13 protein-coding genes and 1 pseudogene are annotated in these 15,509 nt (G+C 72.1%); 8 read left to right on the top strand and 6 right to left on the bottom strand.

The genetic code is table 11. The features are described 5' to 3' along the window. The first annotated feature begins 52 nt into the window (after window positions 1-52). A complete protein-coding gene (locus tag ACFRCG_RS17855) occupies window positions 53-772 on the top strand; it encodes a thioesterase II family protein (RefSeq protein WP_380032514.1) in 720 nt (239 codons plus the stop codon). Further along, window positions 769-1,635, top strand: coding sequence for an SDR family oxidoreductase (locus ACFRCG_RS17850; protein WP_380032513.1), 867 nt, complete (start codon window positions 769-771; stop codon window positions 1,633-1,635). Before ACFRCG_RS17855 ends, ACFRCG_RS17850 begins: the two co-directional genes overlap by 4 nt. On the opposite strand, the gene ACFRCG_RS17845 is transcribed toward ACFRCG_RS17850, so the two are convergent. After that, a complete protein-coding gene (locus ACFRCG_RS17845) occupies window positions 1,622-1,807 on the bottom strand; it encodes a hypothetical protein (RefSeq protein ID WP_380032511.1) in 186 nt (61 codons plus the stop codon). The genes ACFRCG_RS17850 and ACFRCG_RS17845 overlap by 14 nt on opposite strands. Window positions 1,808-2,222: 415 nt before the next feature. Here ACFRCG_RS17845 and ACFRCG_RS17840 point away from each other — a divergent pair, with 415 nt between their 5' ends. Then, entirely contained in the window at window positions 2,223-5,033 is a 2,811-nt protein-coding gene (locus ACFRCG_RS17840; protein WP_380032509.1) for a non-ribosomal peptide synthetase, read from the top strand. A 29-nt stretch (window positions 5,034-5,062) separates the two neighbouring features. On the opposite strand, the gene ACFRCG_RS17835 is transcribed toward ACFRCG_RS17840, so the two are convergent. Then, a complete protein-coding gene (locus ACFRCG_RS17835) occupies window positions 5,063-6,364 on the bottom strand; it encodes a helix-turn-helix domain-containing protein (RefSeq protein WP_380032648.1) in 1,302 nt (433 codons plus the stop codon). A gap of 529 nt (window positions 6,365-6,893) precedes the next feature. Here ACFRCG_RS17835 and ACFRCG_RS17830 point away from each other — a divergent pair. Both ACFRCG_RS17830 and ACFRCG_RS17825 read left to right on the top strand, forming a co-directional pair. Further along, complete coding sequence (locus ACFRCG_RS17830) at window positions 6,894-7,397, top strand: VOC family protein (protein ID WP_380032507.1); 504 nt, start codon at window positions 6,894-6,896, stop codon at window positions 7,395-7,397. Between the two features lie 164 nt (window positions 7,398-7,561). Beyond that, a complete protein-coding gene (locus ACFRCG_RS17825; protein WP_380032505.1) occupies window positions 7,562-8,074 on the top strand; it encodes a hypothetical protein in 513 nt (170 codons plus the stop codon). 59 nt (window positions 8,075-8,133) lie between these two features. On the opposite strand, the gene ACFRCG_RS17820 is transcribed toward ACFRCG_RS17825, so the two are convergent. Beyond that, window positions 8,134-9,306 (bottom strand): MalY/PatB family protein, encoded by a 1,173-nt coding sequence (locus ACFRCG_RS17820; RefSeq protein ID WP_380032503.1) that lies wholly within the window; start codon window positions 9,304-9,306, stop codon window positions 8,134-8,136. Window positions 9,307-9,442: 136 nt separating this feature from the next. Here ACFRCG_RS17820 and ACFRCG_RS17815 point away from each other — a divergent pair, with 136 nt between their 5' ends. After that, a complete protein-coding gene (locus ACFRCG_RS17815; protein WP_380032501.1) occupies window positions 9,443-9,922 on the top strand; it encodes a DUF2867 domain-containing protein in 480 nt (159 codons plus the stop codon). A gap of 271 nt (window positions 9,923-10,193) precedes the next feature. Here the strand turns inward: ACFRCG_RS17815 and ACFRCG_RS17810 are convergent, their stop codons facing one another. Continuing rightward, window positions 10,194-11,777, bottom strand: a complete 1,584-nt coding sequence (locus tag ACFRCG_RS17810) for a flavin-containing monooxygenase (protein ID WP_380032499.1) — start codon at window positions 11,775-11,777, stop codon at window positions 10,194-10,196. 170 nt (window positions 11,778-11,947) lie between these two features. Here ACFRCG_RS17810 and ACFRCG_RS17805 point away from each other — a divergent pair, with 170 nt between their 5' ends. Beyond that, window positions 11,948-12,607, top strand: a complete 660-nt coding sequence (locus tag ACFRCG_RS17805; RefSeq protein ID WP_380032498.1) for a TetR/AcrR family transcriptional regulator — start codon at window positions 11,948-11,950, stop codon at window positions 12,605-12,607. 252 nt (window positions 12,608-12,859) lie between these two features. Next, the gene (locus tag ACFRCG_RS17800) at window positions 12,860-13,969 is read left to right on the top strand and encodes a chitinase (protein WP_380032496.1); all 1,110 of its coding nucleotides are present in this window, start codon (window positions 12,860-12,862) and stop codon (window positions 13,967-13,969) included. Between the two features lie 308 nt (window positions 13,970-14,277). Here ACFRCG_RS17800 and ACFRCG_RS17795 read toward each other — a convergent pair whose 3' ends face one another. Then, the gene (locus ACFRCG_RS17795; RefSeq protein WP_380032494.1) at window positions 14,278-15,060 is read right to left on the bottom strand and encodes an SDR family NAD(P)-dependent oxidoreductase; all 783 of its coding nucleotides are present in this window, start codon (window positions 15,058-15,060) and stop codon (window positions 14,278-14,280) included. Window positions 15,061-15,094: 34 nt separating this feature from the next. Beyond that, window positions 15,095-15,509: pseudogene (locus ACFRCG_RS17790) on the bottom strand (hypothetical protein); the annotation flags it as partial.

Below are 15,509 nucleotides of genomic sequence, written 5' to 3'. Positions count from 1 at the left end.
GCCCGCCGTGCGGGTGGCAACGGAGAACACGCGGATGCGAAACGGAGCCGAGATGAAACCCCTGCCGCTGGTGTGCCTGCCCTTCGCCGGTGCCGGCGCCTCGATCTTCCGTACCTGGTGGGGGCGCGAAGGGCACGGCCTGAGCATCGTGCCGGTGCAACTGCCGGGCCGAGAGGAGCTGATCGACGACGCGCCGCACCGGGACATCGGCGCCGCGATCGACGAACTCGCCCCGCGCGTGCTGGCCGCGCTGCGGGGTCGTACCGAGATCGCCGTGTTCGGACACAGCATGGGCGCCTTCCTGGGATACGAGTTGGCGCATCGCCTGATCGACACCGCCGACATCCGCGTCGCGGTCCTGGTGGTCAGCGGCTCGCACGGCCCGCACCAATCGCGCCGGCGGCAGGTCACCGGCCTGTCCGACGAACAATTCCTGGACGGGATCGCCGAGTTCGTCGGATATCGACCGGCCGCGCTGGACGACCCGGAGTTCCGCGAACTGCTGCTGCCCGTGCTGCGCGCGGACGCCGAGATGCACGAGGGCTACCGGCCGACCGTCGACAGGCCGCTGCCGGCACCCATCCTCACCGTGCGCGGCAGTGCGGACGACATGGTCTCGGCGCGAGAGGTCGGGCAGTGGCAGGCGGTCACCACCGCGCCGCTGCTCACCGCCGAACTCCCGGGCGGACACATGTATCCCACCGAACAGGCCGACGCGCTGCTGCGGTTGATCGCGGCCACGGTGGGCCAACCGGTGGGTCCGAGCCGATGAGCGCGGCACCGATCCGGGGCCGGCACGAGGACGGCGCACCGCGACTCGCGGACAGGACCGCCGTGATCACCGGGGCGGGTCGGGGGCTGGGTCGGGCCTGCGCGGTGCGCTATGCGGAGGCGGGCGCCGACCTGTTGTTGCTCGACGTCGCCTCGGACCACCCCGGTGTGCCGTATCCGCTGGCCTCTCCCGCCCAACTGGCGGAAACCGCCCGCCAGTGCTCGGAGTTCGGTGTCGAGGTGGTCACCTCGGTCGCGGACATCACCGACGCGTCGACGGTGGACCGGGCGATCGACCTGGCCCTGGACCGGTTCGGCGGCATCGATGTGCTGCTCAACAACGCGGGTATCGCCGCGCCCTCCGGCAAGCCAATCCACGAAATCCGCGAGGACGAGTGGCAGTTGATGCTCGACGTCGACCTGAGCGGCGCGTGGCGGCTGATGAAGGCGGTGGCGCCGGTGATGGTCGAACAGCGCGGCGGCAGCATCGTGAACGTCTCCTCGACCGCCGGCATGGTCGGCTACCGCAACTTCGCCGCCTACGTCGCGGCCAAGCACGGCCTGATCGGCCTCACCCGCGCGGCGGCGCTCGACTACGCGCCCTACGGGGTGCGGGTCAACGCGCTGTGCCCGGGGTCGGTACGCGACGACCCGCTCCTGGAGGGCCGCATGCTCGGCGAGATCGCCCGCTCCCTGGACGTCCCGGCCGACGAACACGAGGCGGCCTTCGTCCAGGCCCAACCGACCAACTCCCTCGTCGAACCGGCCGATGTGGCCGGCGCGGCCCTGTGGCTGGCCGGCGACGAGGCCCGCCAGGTCACGGGGAGCCTGCTCGCGGTGGACGGGGGGTTCACGGTCCGATGAAGAACGAGGCTCGGATGCGAAAGAGCGAGGCGACGAACACGAACGCGGCGGGCGACGCGGGCGGTGTGGGCAGTGTGGGCGGCTTTCGCCCCAAGCCGAGGATGGCCGTGGCGGGAACGGCTACGGCGGGCGCGGGCGCGGGCGCCGGGTCGATGGCGTCGGACACGGGCATCGGGTCAGGGGCCGTCGATGCGGCTTCCGGGTCCACGGTCGGGGATGGCGCCGTTGTGTCGGCCGCCCCTGGCTCGGCTGCCGGTTCGACTGCCTTGGGCGTGGCGACCGCGTCCGCTGTTGTCGACGTGACTCCCGGTTCAAGCCCCATGGGGGTGGCTTCCGGTCCTGCCGGCGGGGTGGCGTTCGGCGGGGTTGATACGTCGGAAGTGCAGCGCGAGACCGGCGTTTTGGTGTCGACCGGTCGCCGCCGGGGGCGTTCTGTGCGGGAATTGCAGCTGGGGCGGGACTGTCACAGTCTTGTGCGGCGGTTACCGGTGGGGGTGGATGAGGAGACCGTGCGCCTCGGGTTGCGGCGCGTTGCCGAGGCTTGGCCGGGAGTAACGTTCGGGGTCGCGTGGCGGCAGGTGTTGGCCGTGGGCTCGGATCATCCGCTCGCCCGACGGCGGCGGGAGCGTGAGGCCGAGCGGCCGGTGCATCCGGCTGCCGGGTCGCTGCGGGTGTTGGTGCTGGGGTATGCCGACGGCGTCGCCGACCTCGTCCTGGTCGCGCAGCGGGCGGCCGTGTCGCCCCACGGGCTGCACCGGCTGGCCGCGGTGTTGTGCGGCGGCCCGATCCCGGCCGACCCGGTGACCGTACCCTCTGTGCCGACGCTCGCCACCGAACTGCCGGAGTTCCGGGCGAACCGCCCCGAGGCCGCGCCCGTCTGGGCGCTGGGGGAGCCGAGCGAGGTCGGGCGGATCGGGTGGGCGTCGGTGCCGCTGCCCGCGCTGCCCGGGCTGTACGAGCGGCTGCTTCCGGCGGCAGTGGCGCTCGTGTCGTCCCGGCACGCGGGCGAGCCGTGGCAGCGCTTCGCCGTTCTGGACGTCGCCGCCGAGACCGTGGCCGCCGCGACGCCGTACGGCCGATGCCGCCGACTGGGGTCGCATGTGCACGACGTGCGGGTGGACGAGGACGACACGGTCGGCCGCTACCTGCATCTGATCGCGGCGAGTTGCCCCGCCGCCGCGTCGATCGCGGTCGCGCCCGCGGAACCGGGCACCGCGCCGCGGACGGTACTGATCACCGCCGCCGACGGCGCGGACGGGTGGGCCGACTACCGCCCGTCCCTGGCCCCGATCGTGCCGCTCACGCTCTACGCCGCGGCGGACCCGGCCGGCACCCCGACGCTGACCTGCCGACACGACGCCGGACTGGTCGACGCCTCGGTCGCCGAGCGGATCTGCCGGCACATCGCGCGTGTCGTCAGCGAGTTGCACGCCGCCGCCGACACCGCGCCACTGGCCACGATCACCTGGCTGAGCCCGGCCGAGACCCGGGACACGCTGCGCCTGGGCGGCGTGGACCGGCGGCTCGACCCCGCCCCCGACCGGGCGGACACGATCCACGCCCGCTTCGCCGCGACGGCCGCCGCCCGACCCGATGCGATCGCCCTCTCCGACGACGACGGCACGTACACCTACCGGGAGTTGGCCGCCCGCGCCGCCCTGACGGCCCGCGGCCTCCGAGCAGCCGGCGCCGAACCCGGCGACCGCGTGGGCGTGTTCCTGGAGCCGGATGCCGAGACCGTGGTGGTCCTCCTGGCCGTACTCACCGCCGGCTGCACCTATGTGCCGCTCGACGTACGCCATCCACACGCACGACTACGGCACACCGCGACGGACGCCGGCCTGCGCCTGGTGATCGGCGACCCGAAGACCTTCCCGACCGACCAGACCGACGAGACCGACGAGACCGACGAGACCGATGAGACCGACCGGACCGTCACCGTCCTCGACCCCGCGACGATCCGCCAACGCGCGACGGAGCACCCCGAGTTCACCCCACCCGCCGTCGGCGCGGCGCATCCCGCCTACGTGATCTACACCTCCGGCTCCACCGGACGCCCGAAGGGCGTCGAGGTGCCGCACGGCAACGTTCTCGCGCTGCTCGACGCGACCCGCGACCTGCTCGCCCCGGGAGTCGACGACGTCTGGACCCTGTTCCACTCCACCGCCTTCGACTTCTCGGTCTGGGAGATCTGGGGCTGTCTGCTCGGCGGCGGCCACCTCGTGGTGGTCTCCTACTGGACGGCCCGCTCGGTCGAGGACTTCTACGACCTGCTGGTCGAGCGGCGTGTGACCGTGCTCAACCAGACGCCGTCGGCCTTCGCCCAACTCGTCGAGGTGGACCGCAGACGGGCCGAGGACCTGGCGCTGCGCCTGGTGGTCTTCGGCGGCGAGCCGCTGCACCCACCGATGGTGCGTCCCTGGTTCGAGCGGCACTCGTACTCGGAATGCCGATTGGTGAACATGTACGGCATCACCGAGACGACCGTGCACGTCACCGCCCAGCCGCTGACCCCGACCCGGGCGGCCAACGAGGCGCGGTCCGTGGGCGCGCCGCTGCCGGGCTGGTGGGTGTCGGTGCGCGACGCGAGGGGACGGGTGCTGCCGCCCGGGGTGGCGGGCGAGTTGTGGGTGGGCGGGGCCGGCGTGGCCATCGGCTACCTGGGCCGCCCCGAGCAGACGGCCGAACGATTCGTGCTGGATCCGCACACCGGGCAGCGGGTCTACCGCAGCGGCGATCGCGGGCGGCTGCGCGTGGACGGCCGGATCGATCATCTGGGCCGCCTGGACACCCAGGTGAAGCTGCGCGGCTACCGCATCGAACTGGGTGAGATCGAAACGGTGTTGCTGGAACACGCGAGCGTGATCGAGGCGGCGGCGGTGGTCCGCGGGGCGAGCCCCGGCGACGGCGCGGAGGCCCGGATCGACGCGTATCTGGTGCTGGTCGACGGCGGCGACCCGGCGCAGGTGTTGCGCGCGGCGCGGGCGGTGTTGCCCGAGTACATGGTGCCGGGCCGGGCGGTCGTGGTGCCGGCCCTGCCGCTGACGGTCAACGGGAAGGTCGACACCGACCGGCTCGCCGCACTGTCCGCTTCGGACGAAGACGCGGTGCCGGCCTCGACCGGTCCGGGCCCGATGGCGGCCGATACACCCGCCGGATCCGGTACGCCCGCCGAGTCCGCGACGGCCGCGACGGTGTGGGCGATCTGGCGGCGGGTGTTGGGTTCCGACGCCGGGCCGGACGAGGGCTTCTTCGAGGTCGGCGGCAACTCGCTGTTGGCGACCCGACTGCTCGCCGAGTTGCGGGCGGCCGGTCTGCCGCGGATCACGGTGCGGCAGTTCTACCGGCACGCCACCGTGCCGCGCCTGGTGGCGTTGTTGACCGAGGGCGCCGGGTGAGCAGGGCCGGCCCGGCGCCGTCGGGTCCGTCAGCGGGCGGTCGGCCCGGGGTCGTCGGCGCCGACCCGGGCCTCCTCGTCGCCGGCGCGTTCGGCCGCGTACGCGCGCAGCAGGGTGGCGAGGCGGTACCGGTCCGGGCCGGTCTCCTCCAACAGGTGCACGCTGACCAGGCTTTCCAGCAGTCGGCGGGTGTGTCCGAGCGGGCGGCCGATCAACCCGGCGGCGACGGACGCCTCCAGGCGCCCGTCCGGATGCAGGCCGAGCAGGCGAAAGGCCCGAGCGGCCTCCGGGTCGAGGTCGCGATAGGACCCGAAGAACGCGGAGCGCAGCGCGAGATGCGGGTCGTCGGCATCGGCCAGCAGGTCCAACCGGCTTTTCTCGTCGTCGAGTTCCTCGGCGAGCAGCGCGAGCGAGCGGTGCGGTCGGGTGGCCAGGCGTTCGGCGGCGATTCGCAGGGCCAGCGGCAGATGGGCACAGTGTCGGGCCAGCTTCCGGGCGGCGTCCGCCTCGGCGAGCACCCGATCGGGGCCGACCACCGCGCACAGCAGCGCCACCGACTCGGCCGGCGACATCGGTCCGAGCGGGATCTTGGACGCGCCGGCGCGCACCGCGATCCCGGTCAGTCGGCGGCGACTGGTCACCACGGCGGCACAACCGGCGGTTCCCGGCAGCAGGGGCGTGACCTGCCGGGAGTCCGCCGCGTTGTCCAGGATCACCAGCATGCGCAGACCGGCCAGCAGGCTGCGGAACATCGCGGCGCGCTGTTCCAGGTCGGCCGGGACGGCGGGCGGACACACCCGCAGCGCGATCAGGAAGTCGGCCAACACCTCGGTCGGACGCACCGGTTCGGCATCGGGGGAGGAGCCGCGCAGGTCGCGGTAGAGCACGCCGCCGGGAAACGACTCGGAGACCTGTCCGGCCCAGCGGATCATCAGCGCGCTCTTGCCCACGCCGGCCGGCCCGTCGATGGCGACCGTCAACGGCAGCCCGGTCTCCGTGCTGTGTGCCAGGAGCGCGTCGAGATCCCGGAGTTCGCGTTCACGACCGACGAATCCAGCGGTCGAGGGCGGGAGTTGGGCCGGACGCAAGCGGGGCGGGAGGTCGTCGGCCGCGGAGCCGGCCAACGCGGCCAGTACACCCTCGGCGGCCAGCTCACGGTCGCACAATCGGGCCAACTGCATGGTCGGTGTCGACATGCCGTTCTCTATCTTGCTCAGCCAGCCCGGACTGTAGGCCACGAGCCCGGCCAACTGCCGCAGAGACAGGCCCTGTTGTCGACGATGATGGCGCAGGGCGGCGCCGAACGACACGGTGTGATCGTCCATGTTCACCTGCTGCAAGGGACCGAACCTTTCCTATGTGGAAACTGTCGGCACTGCCCGGACGTACCCCGGGTGAGGTGGCCCGTCCGGGTTCCGAAGGCCCTGGGGCTCTTGTGGAGCGCTCTCCCGGCGCGGGTCGACATCGGGATCCGGTGTGGCCGGAGGGTCGATGTCGGTCGGGCGACGAATGGGCGGGGGAGATGGTTGTACTGCCCATCCAGAGAGTCACCCTAGGAGAGCGGAAGGCGGTGCCGGCAGATTGAAACGCGCCAAACACCCCGCCCCGAAGTCTGGTTGGGGTGCCGATGTGACAGTTGTTGCATCAGTGGTGTTTGCGAGCTTTCGAATCCGACACGTGACCCGTCGGTCACGTTGTGACTACTCTACGCTGTGGGCGGAGTTCGCTCGACTCCGCTTCGCCGAACGCACACCCCTGCGCCGAACGCGCGTCCCCCGTCGCGCGGTCCACGTCGAACGACCCGCGTCGCACTCCCCGTTGCGTGCGGCTCGCCTCGAACAAGTCACCCAGGGAGGCACGGTGACGATCCGTCGGATCAACCACGTCGTCATGTCCGTCCGCGACCTCGATCGCTCCACCCGGTTCTACCGTGATGTCGTGGGCCTGGAGGTGGTCAGCCGCCTGCCCGCCACCGCGCACTGGCCGGCCATGGCCCTGCTGCGTTCCGCGCCGGAGTCGAATATCCGCCACGATCTGGGCCTGATCGCCAACACCGGCCCGGGAGCGGTCGTCGGCCGAGGGCCGTACCACGTCGCCTTCGAGGTCGACACGATCGCCGACCTCCGACGCGCTCACCGCCGGTTGGCCGCGGCCGACGCGCTCGGCGGCGTGGACCAGGGCATGCGCTTTTCCGTCCATGGTCGCGACCCGGACGGGATCATGGTCGAGATCCTCTGGCGCGCCCCGGTGGGAGCCCGGTCCCACCCGGACGAACCAAGCTGTATGTCCGTCGACTTCGGCCGCCCCCGCCATCACCCGCACGGCCGGTCGACCGCCGATCGGGTGGTCGGCGCACCGGCCTGAGCCGGACGCTGAGCAGGCCGGAGCCCAAGCCGCTCCGCACCCGCCCACCCGCCCCGGAGGGGCGTGGGTGGTCCGGTGGCCCCGGTGGTCTACCGTGCTGTGCAGCGTGACCTGACGGGCGTCGGCGACTCCGGCGCGTGTGTATCGAGAACGGGATCGGATCGTTGAGCGAGGAACAGCCCGACGCCGTGGTCGAGCGGGTCGCGGCCGGACACCTGATGCGCACCGGCCCGCACCCCGACGCCGCCGGCCGCCCCGACGCGGTGTCCGCCGTCGACCCGGACGCGGCATTGGTGACCGCGTGGTGCACCTGCCTGCTGTGGCGTTCGCGGCTGCCCTGGACCGCTCGGGAGCATACGGACGCCTTCGAGACCCACCTCGCCCGGGTACGCCGCGCCGCCCGGATCCTGCCGCCCGACCTGGTGGACGGCCGCTTCGCCTACCTGCCCTGCGCGGACGAGGCCGCGGCCCTCGCGGTCGCCGAGACCTGGATCGACCTCGGCAGCGCCCGCAGTCGGCTGTTCCTGGACGGCAGCGGGGTGGTGATCGCGTTCGCCGACGTACAGTTCCCGACCGAGGTCACGCTGTGGGCGCTGCGCACCGACCGTACCGACCCCTCCGCCGCGTACCTGCTGCACGCGCTGGAGTATCTGGCCGGCCCGAACCGGGCGGACTGAGCGCCCGCCGGGAGGGCCGCGTCCGCGCGGATCGGCCGTCCCGGCGGTGGGCGTGGTGGTCAGAGCGCGGCGGCCATCCGGCGGATCGCGTCGGTAATGATGTCCGGGTGCGTGCCCAGGTTGAGCCGGGCGTGTCCCGCGCCGCCGGTGCCGAAGTCGACGCCGCAGGTCAGCGCGACTTTGGCCCGGTCGAGGAAGTACGCCGCCGGGTGGTCGCCCAGGCCGAGTTCGCGGCAGTCGAGCCAGGCCAGGTAGGTGCTCTCGGCGGGGGTGTAGCGCACGGCCGGCAGGTGTTCGGCGAGCAGGTCCGCCAGGAGCCGCCGGTTCGCCGCGAGTCCGGCCAGGAGGGCGTCCAGCCAGCCGACACCGTCGCGCAGCGCGGCGGTGTGCGCGATCACGCCGACGTGGCTGGGGCCGTGGCTCACCTCCTCGGGCAGCGCGGCCAGTTCCTCGGCGGCGGCCGGGCCGGCGATGGCGAGCGCTGCCTTGAGCCCGGCCAGGTTCCAACCCTTGGACGCGGACATCAGAGACAGGCCGTCGGCGCTGCCCGGGACGCTCAGGTACGGCACGTACCGGTCCGGTGGCGCCAGCGGCGCGTGGATCTCGTCCGCCACGACGCGCACCCCGTGCTCGGCGGACAGCCGGGCCACGGCGGCCAGTTCCGCCTCGGTGTGCACCGTTCCGGTCGGGTTGTGCGGGCTGCACAGCAGATAGGCGACCCGTCCGCCGGCGGCCGTCGCGGTACGGAAGGTGTCGGCCAGTACGTCGAGATCGATCCGGTGGTCCGCGCCGAGCGGGGCCTCCACCGCCTGTCGGTCCATGTTCTTCAGGAACATGTAGAACGGTGGATACACGGGCGAGTTGACCACGACCCGATCACCCGGACCGGTGACCAGTTTGAGCATCTCGACGACGCCCTGCATCACGTCCGGCACGATCGCCGTACGCTCGACCGCGAGCGAGTGCCAGCCCCACCGCTTGGCGGCGAAGCCGGCCAGGGCGGTGGCGTATTCGGTGCCGGCCGCATACCCCGTGTCGCCGAGCCGGACGGCGTCGGTCACGGCCTGGATGATCGGCTCGGCCAGGGGGACGTCCAACTCGGCCACCCACAGCGGAAGTACATCCTCCGGGTAGGCGTGCCACTTCATGCTGGTGCGCCGACGCAGCGTCTCCAACGTGAGCGCGCGCAGCGGATCGACATTCTCGGCGATGGGCTCCGACAGACTGTCCATGAAACCCACGATAAGCGAGCACCCGCCCGGGAGAAGAGGTGTGACGAGGGCGAATGAACGGCGGGCCGCGCCGGATCCGGGTCGGGCACGCCCTAGGATCGATCGGATCGGCATGTCGGTATCGGGAGGATGCTTCGTGGGTGGCGCGCGGGTGCGGCGGATCGTGGTGCCGGACGTGGCGGCGCCCGGCGCGGAGTTGCCGGGGGCCGAATACGCCTCGGCGTTCGAGCTCGGGACGGCGACGGCTCGCGCGCGTACCCCCGAGCAGTGGGCCCGGGCGGCGTTCGAGGGGTCGCCGGCCGTGTTTCGCGGGATGTTGCTGATCGGATGGACCCTCGTGCTCGGGTTGCGGCTGGGACCGCGACCGTCGCCGACGCACGTGCTGGGCTGGTCGATCGCGACGTCCGACGCCGACTCGTGCACCGTGACGGCGAGTTCGCGCCTGGTCACGGCGCACAACACGCTGCTTGTCCGGGACGACGCCGTCGTGTGGATCACCCGGGTGCGCCACGAGCGGCGCGTCGGCCGTGTGGTGTGGGGCGCGATCGCGCCGATCCACCACCTGACCGTCCCGTGGATCCTGCGGCGCGCGAGCCGCAGCACACCGCGCGGCTGAGCGCACACACCCCAAACACTCGCCGCCGGGCCGCCCACGGGCCCGGGGCGAGCACGAGTCGGGTCGGAGGGTTCTCGCGCCGATCGGTCACATCCGGCGCGCGAGCCGCGTCACGGCGGCGAGGCCTGTGCCGATCGACACGATCCGGGAGGATCCGTGCGAGGATCCCGGACCGGGTGCCGTGCGGCCGGCGAACGGCTGAGCGAACGACCCGTTTCCGGGGTCGGTTCTCCCGTACCGGTCCCGAAACCGCCCGCCGTGCGGGGGACGTTCAGCGGGGCGTGGTGATCTCGGCCGGGCGGGGCCGGGCGGTGGCGCGGCCGAAGCGTATCCCCCGGTCCCGGAGCGAACCGTGCCTGAGCAGCAGTACGTCGCGCGGGTAGTTCTGGTGCAGCCGCCACGGCGTGGTCGGGCCCTGCCTGGGAAACGTCGCGGTGCCGCGCAGTACATAGCCGGACTTCAGATCGAACAACAGTGCGAGCGGCGTGTCGGCGGGCGGAGCCTGTGGCACGCACACCTGGTAGCCGTGCGCGTCCATGTGGTTGAGCAGCCGGCATACGTAGCGGCTGACCAGGTCGCACTTGAGCGTCCACGAGGCGTTGGTGTAGCCGAGGGTCAGGGCGAAGTTGGGCACGCCGGAGAGCATCATGCCCTCGTAGGCGACCGTCTCGGACAGTTCGATCGCGGTCCCGTCGACGGTCAACGTCATACCGCCGATGGCCAGCATGTTCAGGCCGGTCGCGGTGACCACGATATCGGCGGACAGTTCGGCGCCCGAGTCCAGACGCAGTCCGGTCCCGGTGAAACCGGCGATGGTGTCGGTGACGATCGACGCCCGGCCGCCGCGCAGTGCGGCGAACAGGTCGCCGTCGGGCACGAAGCACATGCGCTGGTCCCACGGGTCGTAGCGGGGCGCGAAGTGGGTGTCCACGTCGTAGCCCTCGGGCAGTTGCCGGATGGCGCCCCTGCGCAGCACGGACTTCATCAGCCTCGGCGCGCCGCGCGAGAGGTGGAACGCGAGCATGGTGAGGCCGATGTTCTTGGCCCGGATCAGCGGCAGCGCGACGCGGTTCGGCAACACTCGACGCAGCCGTCGGCCCACTGCGTCGCGTGCGGGCAGCGCCATCACGTAGGTGGGCGAGCGCTGGAGCATGGTCACGTGCGCGGCGGTGTCGGCCATCGAGGGGACCAGGGTGACGGCGGTGGCGCCGCTGCCGATGACCACCACGCGCTTGTCGGTGTAATCCAGGTCCTCGGGCCACGCCTGGGGGTGGACGACGGGTCCGGCGAAGTTCTCGATGCCGGGGAAGTCGGGGGTGTAGCCCTGGTCGTAGCGGTAGTAGCCGGTGCACACGAACAGGAACGAGCAGGTCAACTCGACGACTTCGGTGGGACGTGCCTCGTCGCCCGGTGCGGATGCGGCCTCGTCGGCGGGGTCCGGCGATGGCGTCGCCGAGGGCGCCTGCGTCGGGGGTGCGACCGGCCGCCGGGCGGCGCGCACTGTCCACCGGGCCTGGTCGCTCGACCACTCCGCGCCCAGCACCCGATGCCCGAAGCGCACCAGCCGATCCACGCCGTGTTCGCGCGCCGTGTCGCGGATGTAGTCGCGGATCGCCGCGCCGTCGGCGATCGCCTTGTGCGCGGTCCACGGCCGGAAGGAGTAGCCGAGGGTGTGCATGTCCGAGTCGGAACGGATCCCGGGGTAGCGGAAGATGTCCCACGTGCCGCCGATCGCGTCGCGGCCCTCCAGGATCGATACGGACTTGCCCGGGGAGTGTCGGCGCAGGTGGCAGGCGGCGCCGATGCCGGACAGGCCCGCCCCGACGATCAGTACGTCGACGTGTTCCCTGGCCATGCCGTTCCCCATTCCGCGAGGGGCGCCCGACAGTGGGCGACGGGTGCGACACCCGAGCGAACGCCGGTGCGGCGCACGGCTACCGGGCGGTAGCGTAGGCAACGGTATCGACGCGGCGTCGAGCCAGTCAACACAGTGTCGAGACGTTCGACGGGCGATAGGGTTCGGGGGTGACCGAGACCCCCGCCAAGGACAGCATCCGCCCGCGTCGGGGTCGGCGCGACTCGCGTCCCTCGGGCGACGATCGGGAGCGGGCCATCCTGGCCACCGCGGAGCGACTGCTCGGCGGGCGCGGTCTGGACGAGATCTCCATCGACGACCTGGCCCGCGGGGCGGGCATCTCGCGACCCACCTTCTACTTCTACTTCGCCTCCAAGGAGGCGGTCCTGCTCAGCCTGATCGACCGGGTGGTGGCCGAGGCCGACGCCGGCTCGGAGGGCATGCTCGAAGACCTGCCGGCGGACCCGACGGCCCATTGGCGATCGGCGATCGACGCCTTCTTCGCGACGTTTCGGGCCCACCGCGCGGTCACCCTGGCCGCGGCCCGAGCCCACGGCACCAACCGCGAGGTACAGGAGTTGTGGGCCCGCGTCATGGAGAACTGGATCCGCCGGGCCACGGCGGCCATCACCGCCGAACGCACCCGAGGCGCCGCCCCCGAAGGCCCCCCGGCCCGCGACCTGGCCATCGCACTCACCTCGATGAACGAACGAGTCCTACTGGCCACGCTCGCCGCCGACCAACCCTCCCTATCCGAACCGGAAGCGGTAACGACGCTGCTCCACATCTGGCTGACCGCCATCTACCACCCCCCGACCCCACCCCACTGACCCCGCCGCACCCCACCTCGCGCGTCGGCTCCGCGTTCCGCGTCCGCGCCGCGGTCTACGTTCCCGGTGCGGTTTGTTTGACGGAGTTTGACTGTGGTCTGGACCTGTTGACCTGGAGGTCTGGACCACTTTAGCGTTTTGGTGTTGCACCACGTGAGTTTCCGGGCCCGTCCCCGCCCGGGAGGTAGGCGTGCCACGCAGGACGTTCCTTCCGTGCCCGGCCGCGCTCGAACGGCCGGAAGGATATCGAGCATGAAGCGCAGGACCTCACGCCTGCTTGGGGTCGCCCTGGCGGTCGCCTTCGCGGTGGGCGGCTCCGTCGCCGCGTCCACCCCGGACGGCATTCAGGGCAGCGGCCGTCCGCACCTGGCGAAGGCCACCGCCACCACCGCCGACCCGCCGGACGATCTCTGTCCGCGCAAGCCGAAGCCCTTGGGCAAGGTGATCCAGGGCTACTGGGAGAACTGGGACGGCGCGATCAACGGCGTACACCCACCCCTCGGCTGGATCCCGATCACCGACGCGCGCATCGCCGCGCACGGATACAACGTGCTCAACGCGGCGTTCCCGGTCATCCTCGGCGACGGCACCGTCCTGTGGGAGGACGGCATGGACTCCACGGTGAAGGTGGCCACCCCGGCCGAGATGTGCCAGGCCAAGGCGGCCGGCGCCACGATCCTGATGTCCATCGGCGGCGCCGCAGCCGGCATCGACCTCAACTCCCGTGCCGTGGCGGACCGGTTCATCGCGACCGTGGTGCCGATCCTGAAGAAGTACCAATTCGACGGCATCGACATCGACATCGAGACCGGCCTGGTCGGCGGCGGCAACATCAACACCCCGTCCACCTCGCAGGCCAACCTGATGCACATCATCGACGGCGTACTGGCCCAGATGCCACCGCAGTTCGGGCTGACGATGGCCCCCGAAACGGCCTACGTCACCGGCGGTAGCGTCACCTACGGCTCGATCTGGGGCGCGTATCTGCCGATCGTGAAGAAGTACGCGGACAACGGCCGGTTGTGGTGGCTGAACATGCAGTACTACAACGGCAACATGTACGGCTGCAACGGCGATTCCTACTCCGCCGGCACCGTCGCCGGCTTCACCGCGCAGACCGACTGCCTGAACCGTGGCCTGGTCGTCCAGGGCACCACGATCAAGGTTCCCTACGACAAGCAGGTCCCCGGTCTTCCCGCGCAACCGGGCGCGGGCGGCGGCTACATGTCGACCGGCCTGGTCTCCCAGGCGTGGAACAAGTACGGCGGCGCACTCAAGGGTCTGATGACCTGGTCGCTGAACTGGGACGGCTCGCGCAACTGGACTTTCGGCAACAACGTCAAGGCCCTCCAGGGCCGCTGACCGCGCCGGCCGCACGGCACGCGCGTACACCGGACGGTCCCGTCACTCCCACCCGGGGGTGACGGGGCCGCAGGGCGTACGCGGCGCGGCTCGGGCCGGAAGCCGGGCATCAGCTGTTCGGCCGGATCCACCACGACCACCTGCTTGCCCGGCCACACCGCCTTGATCCCGCCCGCCGGCTCGGTGTGGGTCTCGCGGATCCGGCCCGGCGCGTCGGCGGTGACGTCGGTGTCCGACGTGGCGGGGCCCACTCTCCGGGACGCGAGTCCCCGGGCACCGGGATCCGGGCCGCGCGATCCGGAGTCGGTTCAGGTGCGCAGGTGGGAGGCGCCGTTGAGGTCGAGGATCGTGCCGGATGCCCATTCGGCCTCCGGGGAGGTCAACCACAGGACGGCGGCGGCGATTTCGGCCGGATCGGCGACCCGGCCGAACGGGCTCTGGTCGCGGATGGCGGCACCCTCGGCGCCGGACAGGCGGTGGGCCACCCGGTCGGTGTCGATGAAGCCCGGGGCTACGGAGGCGACCGCGATCCGGTGCGGAGCGAGCGCCACCGCCAGGGATTGGCCCAGTGCGTGCAGTCCGGCCTTGGTGGCGCCGTAGGCGGGGTGGTCCGGCTCACCCCGGAACGCGCCGCGCGAGCCGACGTTGACGATGCGGCCGCCGGTGCCGCGCGCGATCATGCCCCGGGCGACGAGGTGGCTCAGTCCGGCGGCGCCGACGAGGTTGACCGCGACGTGCCGCTGCCAGGCGGTCACCCACTCGGCGTAGTCGGTCGTGGCGGGCGGATGCGGGGTGTTGACGGCGGCGTTGTTGACCAGTACGTCGATGCCGCCCAGGGCCTCCTCCGCCTCGGCCACCAGCCGCTCGACCGCGTCCGGCTCGGCGAGGTCCGCGCCGATCAGTACGTGTCCCCGACCGACCAGGCCGCCCAGCGTCTCCTCGGCCTCGTCCCGCCGCGACCCGTAGTGCACCACCACCCGGTCCCCGTGTGCGGCGAACGCCCGGGCGACGGCCCGACCCAGCCCCCGCGCGGCCCCACTGACCAACACCCGCCGCCCCACGGCGGGAAAGCCCCACGTCTCATCGGACACGACGACCTCCTCATACAGTGTCGAACGCCCGAGCCTACGAGGCACACAACCAGGGCCGGCAGGGGAGCATCCCGGCGAGCGCCGACCGGAAACAAAGCGCCCCGACCCGCACATGCGGCCAACGCCACACCGCGCCCCGCAGCGACCACCAACGCCGCGTCCCAGCCGTCGACGGCGCATCCCAAACCGAAACACGCGCGCCGCCCGCCGCCACGCCCGAGCCCACGGCGCCTACCGACAGGCAGCACCGCACCTCGACCGGCAGCGAGCGCCAACGCGCCATCTTGACCAGCGCCGCGCCGGCAAGGGTGCATCCCGAGCCGAAAGACGCGCCGCCCGCCGCCACGCCCGAGGCCACGGCGCCTACCGACAGGCAGCACCGCACCTCGACCGGCAGCGAGCGCCAACGCGCCATCTTGACCAGCGCCGCGCCGGCAAGGGTGCATCCC

The sequence above is a fragment of the Embleya sp. NPDC056575 genome (genome assembly GCF_042793325.1).
Taxonomy (GTDB): Bacteria; Actinomycetota; Actinomycetes; order Streptomycetales; family Streptomycetaceae; genus Embleya.
This window is presented reverse-complemented; position numbering and strand designations above follow the sequence as displayed.

What these genes read in the sequence shown, in the direction of transcription:
- ACFRCG_RS17845 (WP_380032511.1), bottom strand. Translation starts at nt 1,807, where the DNA reads ATGCCCGTGTCCGACGCCATCGACCCGGCGCCCGCGCCCGCGCCCGCC.
- ACFRCG_RS17820 (WP_380032503.1), bottom strand. Translation starts at nt 9,306, where the DNA reads ATGGACAGTCTGTCGGAGCCCATCGCCGAGAATGTCGATCCGCTGCGC.
- ACFRCG_RS17810 (WP_380032499.1), bottom strand. Translation starts at nt 11,777, where the DNA reads ATGGCCAGGGAACACGTCGACGTACTGATCGTCGGGGCGGGCCTGTCC.
- ACFRCG_RS17800 (WP_380032496.1), top strand. Translation starts at nt 12,860, where the DNA reads ATGAAGCGCAGGACCTCACGCCTGCTTGGGGTCGCCCTGGCGGTCGCC.
- ACFRCG_RS17855 (WP_380032514.1), top strand. Translation starts at nt 53, where the DNA reads ATGAAACCCCTGCCGCTGGTGTGCCTGCCCTTCGCCGGTGCCGGCGCC.
- ACFRCG_RS17850 (WP_380032513.1), top strand. Translation starts at nt 769, where the DNA reads ATGAGCGCGGCACCGATCCGGGGCCGGCACGAGGACGGCGCACCGCGA.